Here is a 25,049-nt window from a genome sequence, read left to right as displayed (position 1 = left end):
AGGAATCAACATGGCACAGCTTTCGTTGCAGCATATACAAAAAATTTATGACAACCAGGTGCATGTGGTTAAAGACTTCAATCTGGAAATTGAAGACAAAGAGTTCATCGTTTTTGTCGGCCCGTCGGGATGCGGAAAATCAACCACGCTACGAATGATTGCGGGACTTGAGGAGATCAGCGCGGGCGAACTGTTGATCGACGGCAAGCGGATGAATGATGTGCCCGCAAAGGCGCGCAATATTGCAATGGTCTTCCAGAACTACGCGCTGTATCCGCACATGAGTGTCTATGACAACATGGCGTTCGGTCTGAAGATGCAAAAGATTGATCCCGGCGTTATTGACGAACGCGTCAACTGGGCAGCGCAGATCCTCGGTTTACGGGAGTACCTCAAGCGCAAACCTGGCGCATTGTCGGGCGGGCAACGCCAGCGTGTTGCGCTGGGCCGGGCCATTGTGCGTGAAGCGGGCGTGTTTCTGATGGATGAGCCGCTCTCTAATCTCGACGCCAAACTCCGTGTCCAGATGCGCGCAGAGATCAGCAAACTACACCAGAAGCTGAATACCACCATGATTTACGTCACGCACGACCAGACAGAAGCCATGACCATGGCGACGCGGATTGTGATCATGAAAGATGGGATCGTCCAGCAGGTTGGAGCGCCCAAAATGGTTTATAACCATCCCGCAAATATGTTTGTTGCAGGTTTTATCGGTTCTCCGGCAATGAATTTTATCCGTGGCGCGATTGACGGAAATAAATTTGTTACGGAAACCCTTAAATTAACCCTTCCGGAAGAAAAATTACGGGTATTAAAAGCGAAGGGTTATGAACATAAAGCTGTCGTGCTGGGGATCCGCCCGGAGGATATTCACCCTGGAATACAAGAAGAGAATAGCGTGACAGCAAAAATAAGCGTGGCGGAACTGACCGGCGCAGAATTTATGTTGTACAGCACGATTGGGGGGCACGAGCTGGTGGTCCGTGCCGGGTCTGTTAATGACTATTATGCAGGAGACAATATCACCATCCATTTTGATATGGCGAAATGCCATTTCTTTGACGTAGAGACGGAATTCGCTATTTAACAATAAATATCTCCAGGGGCGTGGCCCCCTGGCTTTCGCGATATTTTATTTATCTGTACTTTAACAAGGAATAAAAATGAAAACCTTACTGTCCTCTTCAGCGCTGCTGATATGCGCTGGGATGGCCTGCGCGCAGGCTGCCGATAATAAAGACTGGCATTTTAATATTGGTGCCATGTACGAAATTGAAAACGTTGAAGGTTACGGCGAAGATATGGACGGACTTGCTGAACCGTCTGTCTATTTTAATGCCTCGAACGGTCCGTGGAGAATATCCCTGGCCTATTATCAGGAAGGCCCGGTTGACTATAGTGCTGGCAAACGCGGTACCTGGTTTGATCGCCCGGAACTGGAAGTTCACTATCAGATCCTGGAAAGTGATGATTTCAGTTTTGGTTTGACGGGTGGCTTTCGTAACTACGGCTATCACTATGTGAATGAAGCGGGCAAAGACACCGCAAATATGCAGCGCTGGAAAGTGGCGCCGGACTGGAATGTGAAGCTCACGGATGATTTGCGCTTTAGCGGATGGCTGGCGATGTATCAATTCGTCAACGATCTGACGACCACCGGCTATTCAGACAGTCGTGTCGAAAGCGAAACGGGCCTGAATTATACCTTTAATGAAACGGTGGGACTGACGGTAAATTACTATCTGGAGCGCGGTTTCAACCTTGCTGAACATCGTAATAATGGCGAGTTTTCTACTCAGGAAATTCGCGCCTATTTACCGATTTCGCAGGGCAATACCACGCTGACACCCTATACCCGTATTGGTCTGGATCGGTGGTCAAACTGGGACTGGCGAGACGATCCGGAGCATGAAGGTCATGACTTCAACCGTCTCGGATTACAGTATGCCTATGATTTCCAGAATGGTCTGTCGATGACGCTTGAATACGCCTATGAGTGGGAAGATCACGATGAAGGTGACAGTGACCGGTTCCATTATGCGGGCATAGGCGTTAACTACGCCTTCTGATAGCCCTGGCTGCCCGTCAATTACGGGCAGCCATTCGCTCAGGCCAGAGATGCGGTCAGAGAGATACGGGTTTCGACGGTGATGGAGCGAGCGTCGGTTTTTCCGGCAATATGCTTAAACAACAGATCGCAGCTTTGCTCGCCGAGTTCACGTGTCGGGACGTCAATGCCGCCGGGCGGAGGGGTGAGAATAAAAGAGAGCATTTCGTTGCTGTAACCGACGACCGCCAACTGCTGCGGAATGGCAATTTTTCTCTCCGACGCTGCGCGATATAAACTGAGGATCTTAATGCTGTCGGTGGCAAAAACAGCATCCGGTAAGGGGTGCTGGTTTAATAATGCTCTCGCCGCTTCCAGCGCACTTTCGTGCGTATAGCCACCATCAATAATCCAGCGTTTATTTTCTGCCAGTTGATGCGTCGCCAGACTGCGCTTATAGCCATTTACGCGATCAACAGAAACATGGTATTCCAGCGGCGCATGCAAACAGGCAATATTCTGATGGCCGCTGTCAATCAGGGCATCAGTCAGTGCAATACTGTCACGATAATTATCGGTATCGACCGAGTAAACGTGAGTGTATTGACCTTCTACCTTACCGATGACCACCACTGGAATATCATATTTATCCAGACGCTCGAAAAAAGTCTCATCTGCGGGCGAACTAAGCATGATAATGCCTTTGATCATCTTCTGCTTAATCTTGCTCTCGCACTTTTGCAGATCGTCTTCAGTACTACGTGACGTTTGTAGGATCACGTCGAAACCTTCCTCCTCTGCTTTTGCGGTAATGGCGTGCAAAACTTCAGAGAAGAAGGGGTTACCAGCAGTTGTTTTGGTCGAGCGTGTTGAAATCACCATGATGGCGTCAAACCCGGATGAGGTCAGGGCGCGGGCCAGTTTATTCGGCTGATACTGCAGTTCATCAATAGCGCGCTGCACTTTTTCCAGCGCTTCCGGTGAGATATTGGTTTGCTTGTTTAATACGCGCGAGACCGTCGACTTCGACACACCCGCCACGCGAGCGATATCATAAATAGTGGGGGTCATACTCCTGCAACTCCATCGGAGAGTTAATACCATACATCTTAGGGAGTTAGTCTGCGGTTGACAACACAGCGCGGTGGATTGTGCCGTGTAGCAATGAACTTCATGAATCAGCATTTCTGTGGCAGCCCGAACCTGGCGCGGCAGATTGATTGCAGACCATTGCATGAAGTTATCGGGTTTGATAAAACCTGATATCCCATCCTTTAATAATGCGACGCTCATGATGCAAAGCCACTCTTTCCTGGTCCCTTTTCAGGGCGAAACGCTTTACGCTGAAAGTACGTTTGGCCGCAATGGACATGTCCTGATGCTACACGGCGGCGGGAAAGACAGAACCATTTTCCACAAGTATCGCGTTATGTTGGATGAGTCAGGTTTTGGAACGACGATATTCGATTTTTTAGGTCATGGAGAAACCGGCGGCGACATTCGCGATTCCTCGTTGTTGAGCCGCACCCAACAGGCAACGGCGGTGATGGATTTTCAGGGGCAGATTTTTACCGGTTGTGTGGGCGTCAGCATGGGGGCGTACAATGCGCTTCAACTCAGTAAAATGGTTCCGCTGCGCTCGTTGATTCTGATGGTGCCAGGTGTCTATGCCACGCCCGCGTATCCGGTTAAATTTGGCCCCGATTTTTCGGCCATCATACGCCAGGATCGCAGTTGGGACGCGACGGATGCGTGGGCCATCACCGCTGAATTTACCGGTAATTTGTTGGTTATCGCTGCCGAAAATGACACTATCATCCCTGCCGATATACCGAAAAAACTGGTCTCGTCGGCAGCGCAGGCCTGCCAAAAGACACTACTCACGATCGATGGGGCGGGTCATAACTCGATCTGGGAGCAGTTGATGCGTTCAAGAGCATGCTATGAAAGTGTTCGCTCGGCTTTTGAACGCTGCTTAGCTCATTAGCATACTTTTATTTCAGCCTGTCCTGTTTTCCCTTAACGGGGTCAGTCGGGTGAACATCCCACTCGACACAACCCGATTGAAAATCAACGACCTGCCCCTATATTAGAGGGATGCGTTATACTTTTTTCTGGTCTTCAGGCATAACGGGATGGCGATGAAGAGACTCACCAATGAACTCAATGCGCTGGTTAATCGCGGTGTAGACCGGCATTTGCGCCTCGCGGTCACCGGGCTGAGCCGGAGCGGAAAAACCGCATTTATCACGGCGATGGTTAATCAGTTGCTCAATATCCATGCCGGTGCGCGGCTGCCGCTGCTTAGCGCAGTACGCGAGGAGCGCCTGCTCGGGGTGAAACGTGTCCCCCAGCGAGATTTTGGCATTCCTCGCTTTACCTACGATGAAGGGCTGGCACAGCTGTATGGCGATCCGCCGACGTGGCCGACGCCCACCCGTGGGGTCAGCGAAATTCGCCTGGCGCTGCGCTATAAATCCAATGACTCTCTGCTACGTCACTTCAAAGAGACGTCGACGCTGTACCTGGAAATTGTCGATTATCCCGGCGAATGGCTGCTCGATCTACCGATGCTGGCGCAGGATTACCTGAGCTGGTCACGGCAAATGACCGGTCTGCTTACCGGGCAGCGAGCGGAATGGTCGGCGAAATGGCGACAGCTGACGCAAGGGCTGGATCCGCTGGCACCCGCCGATGAGAACCGCCTGGCCGACATTGCGGCAGCGTGGACGGACTATTTGCATCAATGTAAACAGCAGGGACTGCATTTCATCCAGCCGGGGCGGTTCGTCCTGCCTGGTGATATGGCCGGCGCGCCAGCGTTGCAGTTTTTCCCCTGGCCGGATGTGGACGCGTGGGGTGAATCAAAACTGGCTCAGGCAGACAAGCAGACTAACGCCGGGATGCTGCGTGAACGCTTTAACTATTACTGCGAAAAGGTGGTGAAGGGGTTCTATAAGAACCATTTTCTGCGTTTCGACCGCCAGATTGTGCTGGTGGATTGCCTGCAACCGCTCAACAGCGGGCCGCAGGCGTTCAACGACATGCGTCTTGCCTTAACTCAACTGATGCAAAGTTTCCATTACGGTCAGCGTACGCTGTTCCGCCGGCTGTTCTCGCCGGTGATCGACAAGCTGCTGTTTGCCGCCACCAAAGCGGATCATGTGACGATCGATCAGCACGCCAATATGGTGTCGCTGCTGCAACAGTTGATTCAGGATGCCTGGCAGAACGCCGCGTTTGAAGGGATCAGCATGGATTGTCTGGGGTTGGCCTCCGTTCAGGCTACCACCAGCGGGCTGATTGACGTGAACGGTGAGAAGATCCCGGCGCTACGCGGGAATCGCTTAAGCGATGGCTCTCCGCTGACGGTCTACCCCGGTGAAGTGCCGGCACGTCTGCCGGGACAGGCGTTCTGGGACCGCCAGGGATTTCAGTTTGAAGCATTTCGACCGCAAAAAATGGACGTCGATAAGCCGCTGCCGCACATTCGCCTGGATGCCGCGCTGGAGTTTTTAATAGGAGATAAATTGCGATGAGCGAACCGATAAAACCGCGGATTGATTTCGCTGGTCCGCTTGACGTCGAGCAGAGCCCGGCTTTTAAAGCGCAACAAACGTTTAGCGAGACGCAAGCTCAGTCCTTTGCCCCGGCCACCGTTGATGAACCGCTGGAAGAAGAGGGACAAGCCGAAGCGGTGATTGACGCGGCGCTACGCCCTAAGCGCAGTCTGTGGCGCAAGATGGTGATGGGCGGCCTGGCGCTGTTCAGCGTAAGCGTGGTGGGACAAGGTGTTCAGTGGACAATGAACGCCTGGCAAACCCAGGACTGGGTGGCGCTCGGCGGTTGCGCGGCCGGGGCGCTGATTATTGGGGCGGGAGTCGGATCGGTGGCAACCGAATGGCGACGTCTGTGGCGTTTGCGTCAGCGTGCTCACGAGCGCGATGAAGCGCGTGACCTGCTGCACAGCCACGGTGCCGGCAAAGGACGGGCCTTCTGCGAGAAACTGGCCCAGCAGGCCGGAATCGACCAGTCGCATCCGGCGTTGCAGCGCTGGTATGCCTCGATCCACGAAACGCAGAACGATCGCGAAGTGGTCAGCCTTTACGCCCATCTGGTTCAGCCGGTGCTGGATGCTCAGGCGCGGCGAGAAATCAGCCGTTCGGCGGCGGAGTCGACGCTGATGATCGCAGTCAGTCCGCTGGCGCTGGTGGATATGGCATTTATTGCCTGGCGCAATTTGCGACTGATTAACCGCATCGCCACGCTGTACGGGATAGAGCTGGGCTATTACAGCCGTTTGCGTCTGTTCCGACTGGTGTTGCTCAACATCGCTTTTGCCGGAGCCAGCGAACTGGTACGGGAAGTGGGGATGGACTGGATGTCGCAGGATCTCGCGGCGCGCCTGTCGACCCGAGCCGCGCAGGGGATCGGCGCGGGGTTGTTAACCGCACGACTGGGGATCAAAGCGATGGAGCTTTGCCGCCCGTTGCCGTGGCTGGACGATGACAAACCGCGCCTGGGTGATTTCCGGCGTCAATTGATCGGGCAGCTCAAAGAGACGTTGCAGAAAAACGGCTCCCCGCGAGAAAAGTAATCTAATCACAGGCGTTGACCGCGTAACTTTACGCCGAACCGCCTGTTTTTCCGTCATGCTGTCAATATTTGTTGACAGAATCCTTCCTGGTTCCCCATTCCTGGCTTATCATCATATCTATAGCTCATTATTCAGTTGAAGGTTCCCCCATGCGTCTGGAAGTCTTTTGTGAAGACCGACTTGGTCTGACTCGCGAATTACTTGATTTACTGGTGCTACGCAGCATCGATTTGCGCGGTATCGAGATTGACCCCATCGGGCGAATCTACCTTAACTTTGCTGAACTGGAGTTCACTAACTTCAGCAGTTTAATGGCGGAAATTCGCCGCATTGCAGGCGTCACCGATGTACGCACTGTGCCATGGATGCCATCAGAGCGGGAGCACCTCGCGCTTAGCGCGCTGCTTGAGGCACTGCCTGAACCTGTTCTGTCGCTGGATCTGAAAAGCAAGATTGAGATAGCGAACCCGGCAAGCTGCCAGCTGTTTGCGCTTAACCCGGAGCGGATGCGCAACCATACCGCTGCACAACTGATCAACGGTTTTAACTTCCAGCGCTGGCTGGAAGGCAATCCGCAGACGTCCCATAACGAACATGTGGTGATCAACGGGCAGAATTTCCTGATGGAAATCACGCCGGTTTATCTGCAAGGGGAAACTGACGAAACCATGCTCACCGGTGCGGTGGTCATGTTGCGTTCAACACTCCGGATGGGACGTCAGTTGCAGAATCTGGCAACCCAGGATGTCAGCGCTTTTAGCCAAATCATCGCCGTCAGCGGAAAAATGAAGCATGTTGTCGAACAGGCGCGCAAACTGGCGATGCTGAGTGCGCCGCTGTTGATTACCGGCGATACCGGCACCGGTAAAGATCTGTTTGCGTATGCCTGTCACCAGGCCAGCCCGCGCGCGGGCAAACCGTATCTGGCGCTCAACTGCGCGTCGATCCCTGAAGATGCGGTGGAAAGCGAACTGTTTGGTCATGCGCCAGAAGGCAAAAAAGGCTTCTTCGAGCAGGCAAACGGCGGTTCGGTGCTGCTTGATGAGATTGGTGAAATGTCGCCGCGCATGCAGACCAAGCTACTGCGGTTCCTCAATGACGGTACGTTTCGTCGGGTGGGGGAAGATCATGAGGTACATGTCGATGTGCGCGTGATCTGTGCGACGCAAAAGAATCTCGTTGAACTGGTGCAGAAAGGGCTGTTTCGCGAAGATCTCTATTATCGCCTTAACGTGCTGACGCTGAATCTGCCGCCGCTGCGCGATTGTCCACAGGACATCATGCCGCTGACTGAACTGTTTGTGGCGCGTTTCGCCGATGAGCAGGGCGTGCCGCGTCCTAAACTGGCTGCCGATCTCAGTACGGTATTGACCCGTTACGGCTGGCCCGGCAATGTGCGTCAACTGAAAAACGCCATCTACCGGGCGCTGACGCAGCTTGAAGGTTACGAACTGCGACCGCAGGATATTTTGCTGCCTGACTACGATGCGACGACGGTTGCGGTAGGTGAAGATGCGATGGAGGGGTCGCTGGATGATATCACCAGCCGTTTTGAGCGCTCAGTGTTAACCCAGCTTTATCGCAGTTATCCCAGTACCCGCAAGCTGGCGAAACGCCTGGGGGTATCCCATACCGCGATTGCGAATAAGCTGCGTGAATATGGCCTGAATCAGAAGAAGGGCGAAGAGTAAAAAAATGCCTCCGAAATGGAGGCATTTTTGTATGACGGGGACCTTACGCTTTCAGGACTTCCAGCGCAGCGGCATAGTCAGGTTCGTTGGTAATTTCATTCACCAGTTGGCTGAAGATGACGTTGTCATTTTCATCCAGAACGACGACCGCACGCGCGGCCAGACCTTTCAGCGGGCCTTCGGTGATTTCAACGCCGTAGTTTTTCAGGAATTCAGCGTTACGCAGCGTGGACAGCGTGATAACGTTGCTCAGACCTTCAGCGCCACAGAAGCGGGACTGGGCAAACGGCAGATCGGCAGAAACACACAGCACCACGGTATTGTCGATTTCGGTGGCCAGTTGGTTAAACTTACGTACCGATGCGGCGCAAACGCCGGTATCGATGCTCGGGAAAATGTTCAGGACTTTGCGTTTGCCAGCAAACTGGCTCAGTGCGACGTCAGACAGATCTTTTGCCACGAGGGTAAAAGGCTGCGCTTTGCTACCCGCTTGAGGAATGGAGTTGGCGACTGCAACCGGGTTGCCCTGGAAATGAACGGTTTGTGACATGGTTATCTTCCTGTTTACATATAGTTAACGTCACAGCTAGTTTATGCCAACAGCCGATAACACGGCAAACGCTATTTCGGTGAAGCGCACAAACCACCACGTCATTGCTTAAGGAGAAAAAATGCGTTCTGTGAAGGTATACGAGGAAGCCTGGCCGTTACATACCCCTTTTGTGATTGCCCGTGGCAGCCGCAGTGAGGCGCGTGTCGTGGTGGTTGAACTGGAAGAAGAGGGTGTGAAAGGGATTGGTGAGTGCACGCCCTATCCGCGTTACGGGGAAAGTGATGCCTCCGTAATGGCACAGATCATGAGCATTGTCCCGCAACTGGAAAAGGGGGTGACCCGGGAAGCGCTGCAAAAACTGCTCCCAGCAGGTGCGGCACGCAACGCGGTTGACTGTGCGCTGTGGGATCTCCAGGCACGCCAGCAGCAACAAACGCTGACGGAAACCCTTAACGTGGCGCTGCCGACGACAATTGCCACCGCACAGACCGTCGTGATTGGTAGCCCGGAACAAATGGCGGCCAGCGCAGCGGCGCTATGGGAAGCCGGAGCCAGGCTGCTGAAGGTGAAGCTGGACGATCGCCTGATCAGCGAACGTATGGTGGCGATTCGGTCGGCAGTACCAAAGGCGACCTTAATTGTCGATGCCAATGAGTCCTGGCGGGCGGAAGGGCTGGCGGCGCGCTGCCAGCTGTTAGCAGATTTGGGTGTCGCGATGCTGGAACAACCGCTTCCGGCGCAGGATGATGCCGCGCTGGAAAATTTTATCCATCCGCTGCCGATCTGCGCCGATGAGAGCTGTCATACCCGTAGCAGCCTGAAAGCACTTCATGGGCGTTATGAAATGGTCAATATCAAGCTGGACAAAACCGGCGGACTGACCGAGGCGCTGGCGCTGGCTACCGATGCCCGCGAACAAGGATTTGCCCTGATGCTGGGCTGCATGCTTTGCACGTCACGGGCCATTTCTGCCGCATTACCGCTGACGCCGCAGGTCAGCTTTGCCGATCTTGATGGTCCTACCTGGCTGGCGGTCGATGTGGAGCCCGCATTGCACTTTACGACCGGACAACTGCATCTTTAGGATGCCAGCGCAGAAGCGTCGACATCGCCTGGAGATATTTCTCGCTGGCCTCATCTGATGAGATCGGTGGGAATTCCGCTGTGATGCAGTGTAAATTCAGATCCGCACACCAACTGCCGAAAGAGCCGGGCGTTTCGTAACCAACGCTTGTCACCAGCGGTAGTTCGAACGCTTGCGCCAGCCATTCACCGAGCTCGCTGCTTTTGGGATCTTCAATACAGGCCAGTGGGTCATGGAAAGAAACCACCCACGCGGGGTGAATGCGGTGAATGAGCTGACATAACGCCTGAGTTTCCGGTTCCGAACCCGGATGATCCCCTGTTAACAGCACCACGTCACGCGTTTCCGCAGCGCTGTTCCAGCGATAAACTGTCTCGCCGGCTTTCCAGTTTGCTGACGGAAAATTGCGATTAAGGTCGACGCCGTTAGCGTTCGCACGCAAACCGAGCTGACAGCCGTCCGGGTTCACTGCGAGGATCACATGGTGGCGGCGCAGTGAAGGCGTCAGCGTGCGCAGTGCGCAGGAGAGCGTGACCACCGATGCATTTTCGTCACCATGCGTTCCCGCGATAATCAAGCCACTGTCACGACTGGCGACGGCTGCCGGAAACCAGATCAGCGGTGCGCCCAACAGTGAACGACCATAATGTTCAGTTCCTGGCGGGAAGGCGCCGCGTTCGGCGCGAGGGCGGGTAACGGTCATAAGCGTCTCTGAATTCAGGGATTATTACTCGCAGTGTTGTGCAAATTGGGTCGATAATCAAATCGTTTTCGCATGGACGGATTTTTAGTCGTAATATCAATTTTCTGCAGGAAGATGTTTGCATTTCCTTCAGGCGAAACAAATAATTACGCCATCGTGAATAAGCCGGATTGAGGGGACTCTATGAAGCACGCTGTTTCAGTAACCTGTTGTGCGCTGTTGGTTAGCAGCATTTCTCTGTCATATGCTGCGGATGTTCCCAGCGGAACGGTACTGGCAGAGAAGCAGGAGCTGGTTCGCCATATAAAAGATGAACCGGCGACGCTTGATCCGGCAAAAGCGGTTGGCCTGCCGGAAATTCAGGTTATTCGCGATCTGTTTGAAGGACTGGTGAACCAGAACGAGAAGGGTGAAATCGTACCTGGCGTCGCCACGCAATGGAAAAGCAACGACAATCGCATCTGGACGTTTACGCTGCGGGATAATGCGCGTTGGTCAGATGGTACGCCGGTGACCGCCCAGGATTTTGTCTATAGCTGGCAACGCCTGGTGGATCCGAAAACGCTGTCCCCCTTTGCCTGGTTTGCCGCGCTGGCAGGGGTCAATAACGCCCAGGCGATCATTGATGGCAAAGTGACGCCCGATAAGCTCGGTGTGACCGCCATTGATGCCCGCACCCTGAGAGTGCAACTGGATAAGCCGCTGCCGTGGTTCGCCAACCTCACCGCCAGTTTTGCGTTCTATCCGGTGCAAAAAGCCAACGTGGCAAGCGGTAAAGACTGGACCAAACCGGGCAACCTGGTGGGGAATGGCGCCTACGTGTTGCAGGATCGCGTGGTGAATGAAAAGCTGGTGGTGGTGCCGAATACGCAGTACTGGGATAACGGAAAAACGGTGCTGCAAAAAGTGACTTTCCTGCCGATTAATCAAGAGTCATCGGCCACTAAACGTTACCTGGCGGGTGATATTGATATCACCGAATCATTCCCGAAAAATATGTACCAGAAGCTGTTAAAGGACATTCCAGGGCAGGTTTATACGCCACCGCAGTTGGGAACCTATTACTACGCCTTTAACACGCAAAAAGGGCCAACGGCGGATTCCCGCGTGCGTCTGGCGCTGAGCATGACCATTGACCGTCGCATTATGGCGGAGAAAGTGTTGGGTACCGGGGAAAAACCGGCCTGGCACTTTACGCCGGACGTCACTGCCGGTTTTACGCCTGAACCGTCTCCGTTCGAACAGATGAGCCAGGAAGAGCTGAATGCCCAGGCGAAAACGCTGTTGCGTGCGGCGGGATACGGTCCGCAGAAACCGCTTAACCTGACGCTGTTATACAACACCTCTGAGAACCACCAGAAAATCGCCATCGCGGTGGCCTCGATGTGGAAGAAAAACTTAGGTGTGGATGTGAAGCTGCAAAACCAGGAGTGGAAAACTTACATCGACAGCCGTAATACCGGGAATTTCGATGTGATTCGTGCTTCCTGGGTGGGGGATTACAACGAGCCTTCGACCTTCCTGTCGCTGCTGACGTCGACGCACTCAGGCAATATTTCGCGTTTTAACAACCCGGCGTATGACAAAATCATCACTCAGGCGACGATGGAAAACACGGATAAAGCGCGTAATGCGGACTACAATGCGGCGGAAAAAATCCTCATGGAGCAGGCACCCATTGCGCCAATTTATCAGTACACCAACGGGCGCTTAATCAAACCGTGGCTGAAAGGGTACCCGATCATGAACCCGGAAGATGTGGCCTACAGCCGGACCATGTATATCATCAAGCACTAACCCTCCGTCAGCAGGCGCGGAAACGCGCCTGCCGTTCACACCGTATAAATGCGGATATCATGTTCGCGAAACGCCTCGCAATACGCCTTGCTGATATTCGCTTCAACTACCATGACATCGATCTCACTGCTCTGGGCGACGACATAGCGAGCCACCGCCGGGATCTTGTCCGCCGTCAGCGCGACAATGGTCTCATTACACTGTCGGATCACTGCGCGTTTGAATTCACAATCGGCGTAATCAAACCCGGTCAGACCGGATTCCGGCGCCATCGCGCAGCCGCCGATAAACCCCTGGTCGAATAACATCCCCTGAACCTGCGCAATCGCCGAAGCGCCGACGCAACCACCAGAAGAGCGCTGCAGCTGACCGCCGAGCATGATGACGTCATACAGGGGCTTTTTTAACAGTACGGCAGCGATTTCCGGCGAGTTGGTCACCACGGTCAGAGAAAGTTCTGCCGGAAGCGCCTCCGCCATCGCCAGGTTGGTCGTACCGGTATCGATAAAAATACAGCTACCGGATTTGACCAGTCGTGCACATTTTTGCGCGATGCTGCTCTTTTGGTCGGGCTTCTTCGTTTTGCGAATGGAATAGTCACCCGCTTCCGGCAGCATCATGACCGCGCCGCCATACACCTTCTTGCAGATGCCTTCCTTGCTGAGTTCATGGAGATCGCGGCGAATCGTGTGCTCCGAGACGTTCAGCCGGGAGGCGAGGTCACTGCATACCACGCGCCCATTCTCCTGCAGGATCTGCTGAATCAGGGCTTGTCGTTGTTCCGGGAAAGCTGCATAATCGAGCATAATAAATCCTGAAAACCATATCATCGAGCAATATAGAGCATGATCGGGCAAAACGGTCAGTGCTGTCAACATTCTAACGGGTTGAAACGAGGGGAAACATGAAAATCGCACATATGGCGTTATGGACCACAGAACTGGAAGCGCAGGCGCGCTTCTGGACCGGTTTTTTTGGCGGGACGCTTAATGAGAAATACATCAGCAAGAACAACCCCGGATTTGAGTCTTATTTTGTGCGCATCGGTGATGATATTGCGATTGAACTGATGACGAAACCCGCCCTGCGAGCCCTGCGCCCGGATAACCAGACGACCGGGTGGGTGCATCTGGCAATCGCGGTTGGCAGTGCTAAAAAAGTGGATGCGCTGGCAAAAAAAGCACGGGCGCAGGGGATCCTGGTTTCACCACCGCGCACGACCGGGGACGGTTATTATGAAGCCGTCATCAAAGACCCGGACGGGAATTTCATCGAAATTGTTGAATGAACAGAAAATAACGCATTGTCTGAGTAAGGAGCCTCAGGTAAATATGTCCTGAGGCTATCACGAGTCGGGCAGGGGCGTTTTACATTAACCCTGACTGCTATTATTGAGATAGAGTGTCTGGCTCGGGAAGGCGAAATCAGCGCCATGGCTCTGCACGATATCAATAATGTTAAGATAAACCTGTTGTTGAACCGCTAACCACTCTTCCCAGACCGTTGTTCGGGTAAAACAATACACCATAATATTTAATGAAGAGTCACCAAAGCCGTTAAAATAGACCAGCAGCGTTTGTTGCTGATCGATATCGGCATGGGTTTGTAGCATTTGTCGAATAGCATTGACGATCGTGCCCACTTTGCTGGCATCTTCGTAACGTAACCCGACAACCGTGTTGATTCGACGGTTACTCATCCGACCGGGATTCTCTACGCTAATCGAGGAAAACACAGAGTTTGGAACGTATAACGGACGGTGATCAAAGGTGGTGATTTTGGTCATCCGCCAGCCAATTTCCGCCACGGTGCCTTCGATATTGCGATCTGGGGAACGTACCCAGTCGCCGATACTGAAGGGGCGATCGAAATAAAGCATAATGCCGGAAAAGAAGTTACTGAGGATATCTTTCCCTGCCATGCCCACGGCGATGCCGCCGATGCCGCCAAAGGTGAGTAACCCCGACAGGCTCATGCCGAAGTGTTCACCATAAAGCAAAATAATGACGACAATGAGGGTGATTTTGATAATCCGCGATAAAATTCGCGCGCTGGTGACGTCTCGCCCTTTTTTAATTTGCGATTTTTCAAACTGATTAATCACCAGAAACAATTTAATAGTCAGAATCAGGGCGATCAACGACGTACAGACAAAGTCGATAATACTGGATGAAACCGCGCTGATGTTATAATGGCTAATAACGGTGTTAGCGATTCGCCCTAATGTACCGATAATCAGCGCATAAATAAGAAACTGAGCCGTATGGAAGACAAACCCTTTCTTGCGTTTATGTGCATGACGAAAGAAAACATTCATCAGAATTAAGCTAAAGACGCTACTCAAAATAACCGTCAGATTGAAGACGTTTTTTACGAACAGCTCTGCAAACATATTTATCCCCGGCTTTCCGCTGCCACTGACATAACAAAAAATAAACTGCAACTCATTAATGGTACTCAGGATAAACATTCAAGTCATCAATAAAAAGGGGGAATAAATAGCGCTTTTAGCGTTTTTACGCAAAGGCGCTTTCAATGTGACGGATTTGTCAGGGGAACTGATGCAGACTTTTTCATATTGTCATGGTATTGTTGCGCTAAGGTAACAAAAGTTTGGTGACAGAAGGACACTATGATGATAATGGAAAAGCTGAAGACGGCGAAGGGCAAAAAGTTTCTGCTCTGTCTGCTGGGTGTGTTTATTATTGCCGCATCGGTTGTCACGCGCGCCACGATCGGTGGGGTGATTGAACAGTATGATATTCCGCTTTCTGACTGGACGACGTCGATGTATGTCATTCAGTCATCAATGATTTTCGTCTATAGCCTGGTTTTCACCGTGCTGCTGGCCATCCCGTTGGGAATTTATTTCCTCGGCGGTGAGGACAAGCATTAAAAGAAAAGGCCCAAATCATTGGGCCTTTCGTTTTTTACACAACGCGTTAGTCGTCTTCCTCGTCGTCAAGCTCAACGGGCGTCTGGTACTGGTCGGGTTTGATGACCAGCAGGTCACAACGCAAATGGTCGATGACCTGTTCTGCTGTATTCCCCAGGAAGGCAGCGGAAATGCCCGTGCGGCCCACTGTACCCAGAACCACAATCCCCGCCTGCAGATGTTCCGCTAAATCGGGGATTACCTCCTCCGGTAATCCTTTCTCAACGTGTGTGACTTTCTCGTCGATACTGAATTTTTGCCGCAGCGCTTTCATTGCCAGCAGGTGCTGACCGCGAATCGCATCGTTGTAGACGCTGGGATCAAATTCCGGCAGTTCAATCGCGATGTTGATCGGCGTGACAGGGTAGGCCCCGACCAGATGCACCTCTGTATGGTTGACCTGTTCGGCGAGTTGCAGCGTCTCTTTTACCAGCTTCTCATTCAGCGCATTATGGTAGGGTTCTTCACTGGCCAGGTTTACCGCCACCAGCGCTTTACCGCCTTCCGGCCAGGGTTGATCTTTCACCATCCACACCGGACTTGGGCATTTACGCAGCAGATGCCAGTCGGTAGGAGTGAAGATCACTGCTTCCAGTCGGTCATGCTGGTGCGCCATTTTCAGCACCAGATCGTGTCCGCCGCTGATCACTTCCTGAATAATGGCTTCAAAAGGACGGTTGTGCCAGACCACTTTAATTTCAACAGGAACGCCTGCTTCAATATAGTATTTTGCTTGTTCGCGTATCCACGCCGTCCGCTGACTAATGACGCCCTGACGCATTGCCGTACGCTCATCAGGCGACAACAGGGTGGTCATCTCGTAGGAAAAGTCATAGATCGGCAAAAAGGCTTTAATTTTGCCACCAATCCGTTGATGCAAATAAACCGCACGCCGTAACGCAGGTTGATCGTCCTGATTCGGATCGATAACCACCAGCATGTTTTGATACATAGCCATACAGGGTCTCCTTACAACTGTCATCGCAGTTTGTAACTAAAAGAGTAACCCAAGAATGTGAATTGAAACAGGGAAGAACCTTCTGTCAGATCAATAAATCAGGAAAATTTAACGATTCGACAGAAGGGTTTCAGAAGGGTTGCGGAAAGATTAAGCAACGTTGCGGGTGTGTCCGGCGAGAACCGCCAGCGCATCACTGTTTTCGATAGTGATGTATTTCCCTTTCACCGCCAGCATTCCGCTTTTCTGGAAACGACCCAACAAACGGCTGATTGTTTCAACAGTCAGGCCCAGGTAGTTACCGATATCGCCACGGGTCATGGTCAGACGGAATTCACGTGGAGAGAAGCCACGCTGCGCAAAGCGACGAGACAGGTTATAGATAAATGCCGCCAGACGCTCTTCCGCGTTTTTCTTCGACAGCAACAGGATCATATCCTGGTCACCTTTGATCTCACCACTCATCAGACGCATCATCTGCTGACGCAGATTAGGCATTTTGCCGGACAGATCATCAAGAGTCTCAAACGGGATTTCACAGACCATGGAGGTTTCCAGTGCCTGCGCAAAACTCGGATGATGGCCGCTACCAATCGCGTCGAAACCGACCAGGTCGCCCGCGAGATGGAAGCCGGTGATTTGCTCATCGCCTTGTTCAGTAATGGTATAGCTCTTGATCGTACCGGAACGAATGGCATAGAGCGATTTCAGCTCATCACCCGCTTTAAACAGCGTCTGGCCTTTCTGGATCGGCTTTTTACGCTCGATAATATTATCAAGCTGATCAAGCTCATGCTCGTTAAGTGTGAACGGGATGCAAAGCTGGCTGATACTGCAATCCTGGCAATGGATAGCACAACCGCCAGACTGAATGCGCCGTATAATTCGCTTTTCCGGGATCATAGGTCTGCTCAAGCCGTAATTGATATTTGTCAATTTTAACATCTTTTTGGTGAGCACGTAAGTCTGAGGTCACCCCAATAGCGGATAATTCCGACATGTGTGAATAAAATATTTCTATCCCTTTGAAAAACCTTACTTTCCCTGTGGCGTCTTTACGTAAAAGTGTGAGCAAGAAGGCACGAATTGCCTGGATACTACAGCAACAGGTAACCTTCATGGCGCAACAACCACTCTTTCCGCTGCACGCCACCGGCGTAACCGGTCATGGTGCCGTTACGTCCGATCACGCGGTGGCAGGGCACCACGATGCTGATCGGATTTGAACCGTTCGCCGCGCCAACCGCTCGCGCCGCGCCAGGGCGTCCCAGTTGCTCAGCCAACTGACCGTAGTGCATCACCTGACCACAAGGAATAGTGCGCAAGGTTTGCCAGACTTCCCGCTGAAAAGGGGTGCCGCCGGTGGCGGTTGGCAGCGTATCGATCGCGCTGAGGTTACCGGCAAAATAGTCGGCAAGTTTGTCGCACAGACCGCCCGGATTGGTCGCACTAATACGGGTATAACCTTGTGCGCGGTAATGAATATCCAGCAGTTGCACCATGCGCTCACTGTACTGTTCCCACTCGATAGCGCGAAGTCTGAACTGCTCGTCGCAAATGACCCAAAGTGGGCCCAGCGGGGTCATCATTTTCTCTTCCAGTAGTGTCAGCATCGGTTGCCTCGTTGGCATGCAGTCGGTGGGGCATCAACGTATCATGGTCACTGCCAGCAGTGCTATACCCCTGATTTGGGATAAAAAAATAGAGCCTGTCGACATCCGCCAGACTCTACAGTACACACAGCAGTTTATCCTTCATCTATGCCCGTTATTTTTCCTGGTGGCGGGTAATGTCTTATAGCAAGAACCGTTTAACTATGCCAGCAAACTGGAGTGATTGATTTCACGAAAATCTAAGGTAAATCAACCAGATTAAACGGCACTGCTGCACTGTTTTACTCTGAGTAAAACCAGCGTTAATTAGTAAAGCAAAGGTATGTGACACGTGGATGTTTACTGGAAGCATCTGTAAACCGTTGTCGCCCTCCAGGGGGACGGCTATGATAGTAGCTGCCTTTAAAAAGCGGGAGGACACAGCATGAATCTTGACGACAAATCGTTATTTCTTGACGCCATGGAGGATGTTCAGCCGCTGAAACGTTGCGCCGACGTACACTGGCAGCCCGTGCGCAATGCGCGGACCCCGCAACGTATTGATACACTCCAGCTTGATAATTTTCTCACCACCGGTTTTCTGGAGATCGTCCCGCTGGCGCAACCTTTAGAGTTTCGCCGTGAGGGGCTGCAACAGGGCGTACTCGATAAGCTGCGTACGGGGAAATACAGCCAGCAGGCGAGCCTCAATCTGTTGCGTCAGCCAGTGGAAGCCTGTCGTCAACAGCTGTACAGCTTTCTGCTCCAGTCGTTACGCGATGGACTGCGCAATGTGCTGATCATTCACGGTAAAGGGCGAGACGATAACTCACATGCCAACATCGTGCGCAGCTATCTGGCACGCTGGTTGACCGAATTCGACGAGGTTCAGGCCTACTGCACGGCGCTGCCACATCACGGCGGCAGCGGAGCGTGCTATGTGGCGTTGCGTAAATCCGCACAGGCGAAGCAGGAAAACTGGGAACGTCACGCCAAGCGCAGCCGTTAATGCAGTAAAAGCGACAACTCCTGCGCGGCTTTTTGCAGCTCGGGCAGTACGCGGCTGCGCAGCTCGTCCGCCGTCACCTGTCCGGCATGTACACCCACATTCAGCGCCGCCTGGACCTGACCCTGGCTGTTCATCAGCGGCACAGCAATGGACCGCAGCCCCATTTCCAGTTCCTGATCGTTGAGCGCATAGCCCTGCTGCCGGACTCTCTTCAGTTCGGCGCGCAGGGCGGGGACGGAATCCACAGTCTGCGAGGTGTAGCGGATCATGGTGATGCGCCCGAGCATGTCGTTCAGCTTGTCCTCAGAAAGATGGCTAAGCAAAACGCGTCCCATTGAGGTGGACCACGCGGGCAGCCGACTGCCGATGTCCAGATCGATGGTCATAATGCGTGAGCTGGAGGCGCGGGCGATATACAAAATATCGTCACCGTCGAGGGTGGCGATGGAACAGGATTCATTGAGCATTTCACTCAGATGTTTCAGAACCGGTTGAGTGGCGCGAGCCAGCGGAGTGGAGGCCAGATAGGCATGTCCCAGTGCCAGGATCCGCGGACGCAGTTCGAAATTTTTCCCATCTTCGGCATAAACGAAACCCAGTTTTCCCAGCGTATACAGACAGCGTCTGACTGCCGCGCGAGGGATCCCGGTTTTCTGGCTAATCTGCGATATCGACATAACCCGTCGCTGCGGCGTGAACGCCTGAATCACCTCCAGCCCGCGTGCCAGTGATGCCATATAGTTTGGATCGCCCTTAAACGGATCGGTCTCGTTGTTCAGTCGGTCATCAGGATGTTTTTCCACTGTTTTCCTCTCGTTGTTCGCCACGGATCACATTCTTCGTACAAACATAAACGATGTTCGATTATCGCACCATATTTCGATTATCGCCCTTGCCTGACTTCGTTAAGTGGGTCACATTTTGTGCGAACAACGCAAAAATGTGCGAAATCCGCACCACAAGGAGCGAGCTGATGATTGATAAAAGTGTGCCTTCGCTGGAGGAGGCCATCGCCGGGATCCCGGACGGTGCGACCATCATGATTGGTGGTTTTGGTACGGCCGGACAACCCACCACATTGATTGATGCGCTCATCGCGCAGGGGGCTCGCGACCTTACCATCATCAATAACAATGCGGGTAACGGTGAAGTCGGTCTGGCGGCACTGTTGAAGGCCAGACGCGTACGCAAAATGATCTGCTCTTTTCCGCGTCAGGTGGATTCACAGATTTTCGATGACCTGTATCGCCGTGGCGAGGTTGAACTGGAGCTGGTACCTCAGGGGAATCTGGCGGCGCGCATTCAGGCTGCCGGTGCTGGCCTGGGGGCTATCTATACGCCAACAGGCTACGGTACGCCGCTGGCTGAAGGCAAAGAAACCCGCCACATCGAAGGGAAAAACTATGTGCTCGAATACCCGATTAACGCCGATTTTGCCCTGATAAAGGCGCATCAGGCCGATCGCTGGGGGAATCTGGTGTACCGCAAAGCGGCACGAAACTTTGGTCCGATCATGGCGACCGCCGCGCAAACCACGGTGGTGGAGGTGAATCAGATTGTCCCTCTCGGCGAGCTTGATCCCGAGCACGTCATCACGCCGGGGATTTTTGTCCAGCGCGTATTTTCTCTGGAAAACCTCACCCACGCCGCGCTGCGGGCCTAAGGAGTAAACGATGAAGAAATTATCCCGTGACGAAATGGCCAGACGCGTAGCGCAGGATATCCCGGAAGGAGCATACGTCAATCTGGGGATTGGTTTACCAACCCGTATCGCCAACTACCTGCCTGCGGAAAAAGAGATTTTCCTGCACAGTGAAAATGGCCTGCTCGGGATGGGGCCAAAACCGGCGGAAGGGGAAGAAGATCCGGAGCTGATTAATGCCGGGAAAGAGTACGTCACGCTGTTGCAGGGCGGTTGCTATTTCCACCATGGTGACTCCTTCGCCATGATGCGCGGCGGGCACCTGGATATCTGCGTGCTGGGGGCGTATCAGGTCTCAGCCTCCGGGGATCTCGCCAACTGGAGCACCGGCGCGCCGGACGCCATTCCCGCCGTGGGCGGCGCGATGGATCTGGCGATCGGCGCGCGTCAGGTATTTGTGATGATGGACCATCTGACCCGCGACGGCGAGTGCAAACTGGTTGAACACTGTACCTATCCCTTAACCGGCATGGGCTGCGTCAGCCGCATTTATACCGACCTGGCGGTGATCGACATTACCGATTCGGGACCGGTTGTCCGGGAAATTTTCAATGGTCTGTGTTTTGAGGAACTGCAACGTCTGACGCCGGTGACTCTGAGCTGTGAACCGCTGGCGCAAAGCGCATAAGGAACTATGATGAATCAGGCATTTATCTGCGATGCAGTGCGCACACCGTTTGGTCGATTCGGCGGAACGCTGGCGAACATCAGGGCCGACGATCTGGCCGCTATTCCACTGAAAGCACTGCTTGAACGCAACCCAGGCCTTGATCCTGCGGCGATCGATGACGTGATTTACGGCTGTGCGAATCAGGCGGGAGAAGATAACCGCAACGTGGCGCGGATGGCGCTGCTGCTGGCCGGGTTGCCGGAAAGCGTCCCGGGCAGTACGGTAAACCGTCTGTGTGGTTCCAGCCTCGATGCCATTGGTATTGCCGCGAGAGCGATTAAAAGCGGCGAAACACAGCTGATGATCGCCGGTGGCGTGGAGAGCATGTCACGTGCGCCGTTTGTGATGGGCAAAGCGGAAAATGCGTTCAGCCGCAACATGAAAATCGAAGACACTACGATTGGCTGGCGCTTTATCAACGCGCAAATGAAAGCCCGCTATGGCGTGGATTCTATGCCGGAAACGGCAGAAAACGTGGCGCAGGAGTTTGGCATAACGCGCGCCGATCAGGATGCGTTTGCGCTGCGCAGCCAGTTGAGAACCGCTGCCGCTCAGGAGCAGGGGCTATTTGCACAAGAGTTAATTTCAGTGACAGTGTCACAAAAAAGAGGCGAGCCGCTGCTTTTTGGCAAAGATGAACATCCGCGTGCGACATCGCTGGAGGCGCTCGCCAGGCTGAAAGGGGTCGTCCGTCCTGACGGTACCGTGTCGGCGGGCAATGCGTCTGGCGTTAACGACGGTGCCTGTGCGCTCCTCATCGCCAGCGAGCAGGCGATGGCGCAGCAAAGTCTGCACCCACTGGCGCGGATTGTCGGCGTGGCAACTGCCGGCGTCGCCCCGCGAATTATGGGGTTTGGCCCGGCGCCAGCGGTCCGTAAAGTACTGGCGCAGACGGGCTTAACGCTTGGCCAGATGGATGTTATCGAGCTTAACGAGGCGTTTGCCGCGCAGGCACTGGCGGTGATGCGTGATTTGGGGTTACCCGATGATGCCGCGCAGGTGAATCCTAACGGCGGTGCGATTGCCCTCGGTCACCCGTTGGGGGCATCAGGTGGGCGTCTGGCGATGACCGCCGCTTACCAGTTGCAGCGTACCGGCGGACGCTATGCACTCTGTACCATGTGCATTGGCGTCGGCCAGGGGATCGCATTGATTATTGAACGTGTGTAAGGAGCAGGAATGACCTTGCTAACCCCGTTGATGCGCGGAACGGCGCTCACGGCAGAATTTTCAGACATCCAGCTTCTTCAGGGGATGCTCGATTTTGAGGCCGCGCTTGCCCGTGCGCAGGCGGCCTGCGGCGTGATACCGGCAACGGCTGTCGGGCCTATCACCCAGGCTTGTCATGCGCAGGAGTTTGATCGACAAGCACTGGCAGAATCGGCGCGGGCGGCGGGCAATCTGGCCATTCCGTTGGTGCAACACTTAACCGCGCGGGTGAAGCGTGAGGATCCTGACGCCGCACGTTACGTACACTGGGGGGCAACCAGCCAGGATGTGATCGATACCGGACTGGTCCTGCAATTGCGAGTGGCGCTCAATCACACGCAATGTGCGCTGAGTCAATTGACGGCGGTCTTTGCTCAGCAGGCGCATCGCTATCAGCATACCGTCATGCCGGGTCGCACCTGGATGCAGCAGGCGCTGCCGGTGACCTGGGGGCTGAAACTGGCCGGTACGCTTGATGCGCTGCAGCGCTGGCAGGAACGCCTGCAATCGCTGTTGCCGCGTGTACTGGTGCTGCAGTTTGGCGGTGCGGCGGGAACGCTGGCGTCACTTGGGCAGAACGCGCTACCGGTGGCAGAGCGACTCGCGCAGGAACTGGCGTTGACGTTGCCAGATACGCCCTGGCATACCCAGCGCGATCGGCTGCTGGAAGTGGGGGCATGGTACGCCGGTGTCGGCGGTACTCTCGGTAAGTTTGCTCAGGACTTCGCGCTGCTGATGCAGACCGAAGTGGCGGAAGTGAGCGAACCCGCCGTCGCGGGTCGGGGCGGATCGTCGGCGATGCCGCACAAGCGAAATCCGGTGAGCTGCGCGGCGATCCTCACTGCCATGCAGAAAACGCCGGGACTGATGGCCACACTCTACAACAGTCAGTTACAGCAGCATGAACGTGCGCTCGGCGGCTGGCAGGCAGAATGGGAAGTTCTGCCGGAGATCGTCATGCTGGTCGGGCACGCAATTGAGGAAACCCAATCGCTCGTCCTGAATATGCAGGTCTTCCCGCAAAAGATGCGTGACAATCTGGATATCACTCAGGGCCTGATGATGGCGGAATCGGTCACGCTGGCATTGGCGGCGTTTATCGGCAAGCAGGATGCCCATCGTCTGATTGAAAGGCTGTGCCATCGCGCGGTGACAAGCGGTCATTCCCTGCATTCGGTACTCGTTGAGGAGCCGCAGGTGATGGCCCATCTTAATGAATCTCAACTGGTGGCGTTACTGGACCCAGGCACGGCAACGGGCTGCGCGGCGCAGTTTGTGCAACGCGTGCTTGCACGTTATGAGGAACAACAGCATGGAACTGAATTACCAGATTGATGGCCCGGACGACGCGCCGGTGGTAGTGCTATCCAATTCTCTCGGTACGACGCTTGCGATGTGGGCGCCACAGCTTGCGGCGCTGAGCGCGCAATATCGAGTGCTGCGTTATGACACCCACGGACATGGCGGGACGAACAATGTGGGGCCAACCGATCTCGCCCGGCTGGGGCAGGATGTGATTGCGTTACTCGATCACCTGGATATCCCGGCAGCGCATTTTTGCGGGATCTCAATGGGAGGACTCACCGGGCTGTGGCTGGCCTGTCATCAGCCGCAACGATTGCTGAGCGTAACAGTGATTAACAGCGCTGCACGTATAGGCGACGAGGCGAGTTGGCGCGCCCGCGCGCAAAGCGTTCGTCAGAATGGACTGCGCGAGATTGCCGCCAGCGCCCCGGAACGCTGGTTCAGCCCTGCTTTTCGTCAGTCGGCACCGCAAACGGTCGCCGCATTGTGTGAGCAACTCGCCGCGTCGTCAGCCGAAGGGTACGCCGCCTGCTGTGAAGCGCTGGCAACGGCCGATTTGCGTGAGCAAATTGCCGGGATCACACGGCCAGTGCTGCTGATTGCCGGTGAAAATGACCCCGTCACCACGGCGGACGACGCTCAGTTTATGCACCAGCGTATTGCCGGTTCTGTACTGGCTGTGGTGAAGGCGTCCCATTTATCCACTATTGAAGCGCCGGGTGCGGTGAACGCGGCGTTGTTATCGTTTCTGGGAGGACAATATGCAGGATGAAGAACGTTATCAGCAGGGAATGGCCGTACGCAGGGCGGTTCTGGGCGATGCGCATGTTGACAGGACGGTGGAAAACCTGACGCCGCTGAATGAAGAATTTCAACACTTTATTACCCGTTATGCCTGGGGCGATATCTGGAGCCGCCCCGGACTGGATCGGCATACGCGCAGTATGATAACCATTGCGATGCTGATTGCGTTAAACCGCGAAGCGGAGCTAAAAATGCATCTCAATGCCGCGTTCAACAACGGCGTGACGCGTGAGGAGTTGAAAGAGCTGATCATGCATTCGGCACTTTATTGCGGTCTGCCCGCCGCCAATGCGACATTGCATCTGGCACAGCAAGTTTTTGACCAGCGCGACGCCGACGGGAAGTAAATCAGGCCCCCGGCGGCGGTGCGTGTCGTCGGGGACGCTGTTT

At 54.1% G+C, this 25,049-nt stretch carries 26 protein-coding genes; 17 read left to right on the top strand and 9 right to left on the bottom strand.

Translation table 11 applies throughout. From position 1 onward, the window contains the following. Window positions 1-10: 10 nt before the first annotated feature. Entirely contained in the window at window positions 11-1,090 is a 1,080-nt protein-coding gene (locus HVX64_RS12555) for an ABC transporter ATP-binding protein (RefSeq protein ID WP_044257757.1), read from the top strand. A 76-nt stretch (window positions 1,091-1,166) separates the two neighbouring features. Then, a complete protein-coding gene (locus HVX64_RS12550; RefSeq protein WP_181825021.1) occupies window positions 1,167-2,072 on the top strand; it encodes an OmpG family monomeric porin in 906 nt (301 codons plus the stop codon). A 38-nt stretch (window positions 2,073-2,110) separates the two neighbouring features. On the opposite strand, the gene HVX64_RS12545 is transcribed toward HVX64_RS12550, so the two are convergent. Then, the gene (locus tag HVX64_RS12545; protein ID WP_043000568.1) at window positions 2,111-3,121 is read right to left on the bottom strand and encodes a LacI family DNA-binding transcriptional regulator; all 1,011 of its coding nucleotides are present in this window, start codon (window positions 3,119-3,121) and stop codon (window positions 2,111-2,113) included. 118 nt (window positions 3,122-3,239) lie between these two features. On the opposite strand from HVX64_RS12545, the gene HVX64_RS12540 reads away from it, so the two are divergent. The 4 genes from HVX64_RS12540 to tyrR all read left to right on the top strand — a co-directional run bounded on the left by HVX64_RS12540 (window position 3,240) and on the right by tyrR (window position 8,338). Beyond that, window positions 3,240-4,037: an alpha/beta hydrolase gene (locus tag HVX64_RS12540; RefSeq protein WP_181825020.1), complete on the top strand. Its 798-nt coding sequence runs from the start codon at window positions 3,240-3,242 to the stop codon at window positions 4,035-4,037. 154 nt (window positions 4,038-4,191) lie between these two features. Next, complete coding sequence (locus tag HVX64_RS12535; protein ID WP_043001924.1) at window positions 4,192-5,589, top strand: YcjX family protein; 1,398 nt, start codon at window positions 4,192-4,194, stop codon at window positions 5,587-5,589. Next, complete coding sequence (locus HVX64_RS12530; protein ID WP_044257758.1) at window positions 5,586-6,647, top strand: YcjF family protein; 1,062 nt, start codon at window positions 5,586-5,588, stop codon at window positions 6,645-6,647. Before HVX64_RS12535 ends, HVX64_RS12530 begins: the two co-directional genes overlap by 4 nt. Before the next feature lie 149 nt (window positions 6,648-6,796). Then, window positions 6,797-8,338, top strand: a complete 1,542-nt coding sequence (gene tyrR / locus HVX64_RS12525; RefSeq protein WP_043000570.1) for a transcriptional regulator TyrR — start codon at window positions 6,797-6,799, stop codon at window positions 8,336-8,338. Window positions 8,339-8,381: 43 nt separating this feature from the next. Here the strand turns inward: tyrR and tpx are convergent, their stop codons facing one another. Next, on the bottom strand, window positions 8,382-8,888 hold the full coding sequence (gene tpx / locus HVX64_RS12520; RefSeq protein ID WP_043000571.1) for a thiol peroxidase: 507 nt from the start codon (window positions 8,886-8,888) through the stop codon (window positions 8,382-8,384). Window positions 8,889-9,009: 121 nt separating this feature from the next. Between tpx and ycjG the strand changes: the two genes are divergently transcribed. Further along, window positions 9,010-9,975 carry an L-Ala-D/L-Glu epimerase gene (gene ycjG, locus HVX64_RS12515; RefSeq protein WP_181825019.1) on the top strand — a complete coding sequence of 322 codons (966 nt, stop codon included), beginning with the start codon at window positions 9,010-9,012 and terminating at the stop codon, window positions 9,973-9,975. Here the strand turns inward: ycjG and mpaA are convergent. Beyond that, window positions 9,950-10,678, bottom strand: a complete 729-nt coding sequence (gene mpaA, locus HVX64_RS12510; RefSeq protein WP_043000573.1) for a murein tripeptide amidase MpaA — start codon at window positions 10,676-10,678, stop codon at window positions 9,950-9,952. The genes ycjG and mpaA overlap by 26 nt on opposite strands. A gap of 183 nt (window positions 10,679-10,861) precedes the next feature. On the opposite strand from mpaA, the gene HVX64_RS12505 reads away from it, so the two are divergent. Next, window positions 10,862-12,475, top strand: a complete 1,614-nt coding sequence (locus HVX64_RS12505; protein WP_044257762.1) for a peptide ABC transporter substrate-binding protein — start codon at window positions 10,862-10,864, stop codon at window positions 12,473-12,475. Between the two features lie 35 nt (window positions 12,476-12,510). Here the strand turns inward: HVX64_RS12505 and HVX64_RS12500 are convergent, their stop codons facing one another. Next, on the bottom strand, window positions 12,511-13,281 hold the full coding sequence (locus HVX64_RS12500) for a DeoR/GlpR family DNA-binding transcription regulator (RefSeq protein ID WP_043000575.1): 771 nt from the start codon (window positions 13,279-13,281) through the stop codon (window positions 12,511-12,513). A gap of 98 nt (window positions 13,282-13,379) precedes the next feature. On the opposite strand from HVX64_RS12500, the gene HVX64_RS12495 reads away from it, so the two are divergent. Continuing rightward, entirely contained in the window at window positions 13,380-13,763 is a 384-nt protein-coding gene (locus tag HVX64_RS12495) for a VOC family protein (protein ID WP_044257766.1), read from the top strand. 84 nt (window positions 13,764-13,847) lie between these two features. On the opposite strand, the gene HVX64_RS12490 is transcribed toward HVX64_RS12495, so the two are convergent. Beyond that, window positions 13,848-14,867 carry a mechanosensitive ion channel family protein gene (locus HVX64_RS12490; RefSeq protein ID WP_044257829.1) on the bottom strand — a complete coding sequence of 340 codons (1,020 nt, stop codon included), beginning with the start codon at window positions 14,865-14,867 and terminating at the stop codon, window positions 13,848-13,850. A gap of 243 nt (window positions 14,868-15,110) precedes the next feature. Between HVX64_RS12490 and HVX64_RS12485 the strand changes: the two genes are divergently transcribed. Next, window positions 15,111-15,371 (top strand): DUF2534 family protein, encoded by a 261-nt coding sequence (locus tag HVX64_RS12485; RefSeq protein WP_043001925.1) that lies wholly within the window; start codon window positions 15,111-15,113, stop codon window positions 15,369-15,371. A gap of 46 nt (window positions 15,372-15,417) precedes the next feature. On the opposite strand, the gene uspE is transcribed toward HVX64_RS12485, so the two are convergent. The 3 genes from uspE to ogt form a co-directional block, all read right to left on the bottom strand. Further along, complete coding sequence (uspE, locus tag HVX64_RS12480) at window positions 15,418-16,368, bottom strand: universal stress protein UspE (protein WP_043000578.1); 951 nt, start codon at window positions 16,366-16,368, stop codon at window positions 15,418-15,420. A gap of 150 nt (window positions 16,369-16,518) precedes the next feature. Further along, window positions 16,519-17,271 carry a fumarate/nitrate reduction transcriptional regulator Fnr gene (fnr, locus tag HVX64_RS12475; protein ID WP_003020397.1) on the bottom strand — a complete coding sequence of 251 codons (753 nt, stop codon included), beginning with the start codon at window positions 17,269-17,271 and terminating at the stop codon, window positions 16,519-16,521. Window positions 17,272-17,465: 194 nt separating this feature from the next. Beyond that, window positions 17,466-17,981, bottom strand: a complete 516-nt coding sequence (gene ogt, locus HVX64_RS12470) for a methylated-DNA--[protein]-cysteine S-methyltransferase (RefSeq protein ID WP_043000579.1) — start codon at window positions 17,979-17,981, stop codon at window positions 17,466-17,468. A 424-nt stretch (window positions 17,982-18,405) separates the two neighbouring features. On the opposite strand from ogt, the gene smrA reads away from it, so the two are divergent. Then, window positions 18,406-18,969 (top strand): DNA endonuclease SmrA, encoded by a 564-nt coding sequence (gene smrA / locus HVX64_RS12465; RefSeq protein ID WP_044257769.1) that lies wholly within the window; start codon window positions 18,406-18,408, stop codon window positions 18,967-18,969. Here smrA and HVX64_RS12460 read toward each other — a convergent pair. After that, window positions 18,966-19,772, bottom strand: a complete 807-nt coding sequence (locus HVX64_RS12460) for an IclR family transcriptional regulator C-terminal domain-containing protein (protein WP_043000581.1) — start codon at window positions 19,770-19,772, stop codon at window positions 18,966-18,968. The genes smrA and HVX64_RS12460 overlap by 4 nt on opposite strands. A gap of 170 nt (window positions 19,773-19,942) precedes the next feature. Here HVX64_RS12460 and HVX64_RS12455 point away from each other — a divergent pair, with 170 nt between their 5' ends. The 6 genes from HVX64_RS12455 to pcaC are packed head-to-tail and all read left to right on the top strand — an operon-like array spanning window position 19,943 to window position 25,006. Beyond that, a complete protein-coding gene (locus HVX64_RS12455) occupies window positions 19,943-20,632 on the top strand; it encodes a 3-oxoacid CoA-transferase subunit A (RefSeq protein WP_044257772.1) in 690 nt (229 codons plus the stop codon). Window positions 20,633-20,642: 10 nt separating this feature from the next. Continuing rightward, the gene (locus HVX64_RS12450) at window positions 20,643-21,299 is read left to right on the top strand and encodes a 3-oxoacid CoA-transferase subunit B (RefSeq protein ID WP_044257774.1); all 657 of its coding nucleotides are present in this window, start codon (window positions 20,643-20,645) and stop codon (window positions 21,297-21,299) included. 9 nt (window positions 21,300-21,308) lie between these two features. Beyond that, window positions 21,309-22,511: a 3-oxoadipyl-CoA thiolase gene (pcaF, locus tag HVX64_RS12445; RefSeq protein ID WP_044257775.1), complete on the top strand. Its 1,203-nt coding sequence runs from the start codon at window positions 21,309-21,311 to the stop codon at window positions 22,509-22,511. 9 nt (window positions 22,512-22,520) lie between these two features. Then, on the top strand, window positions 22,521-23,885 hold the full coding sequence (locus HVX64_RS12440) for a 3-carboxy-cis,cis-muconate cycloisomerase (protein WP_044257778.1): 1,365 nt from the start codon (window positions 22,521-22,523) through the stop codon (window positions 23,883-23,885). Next, entirely contained in the window at window positions 23,863-24,627 is a 765-nt protein-coding gene (gene pcaD, locus HVX64_RS12435; RefSeq protein WP_044257779.1) for a 3-oxoadipate enol-lactonase, read from the top strand. The genes HVX64_RS12440 and pcaD overlap by 23 nt, the downstream gene beginning before the upstream one ends. Beyond that, window positions 24,617-25,006, top strand: a complete 390-nt coding sequence (gene pcaC, locus HVX64_RS12430) for a 4-carboxymuconolactone decarboxylase (protein WP_043000587.1) — start codon at window positions 24,617-24,619, stop codon at window positions 25,004-25,006. Before pcaD ends, pcaC begins: the two co-directional genes overlap by 11 nt. The last annotated feature ends 43 nt before the right edge of the window (window positions 25,007-25,049 follow it).

This window comes from Citrobacter sp. RHB20-C16 (assembly GCF_013890155.1).
Lineage (GTDB): Bacteria > Pseudomonadota > Gammaproteobacteria > Enterobacterales > Enterobacteriaceae > Citrobacter_A > Citrobacter_A amalonaticus.
The sequence above is the reverse complement of the archived record's forward strand: the minus strand, read 5'-3'. Positions and strand labels throughout refer to the sequence as shown.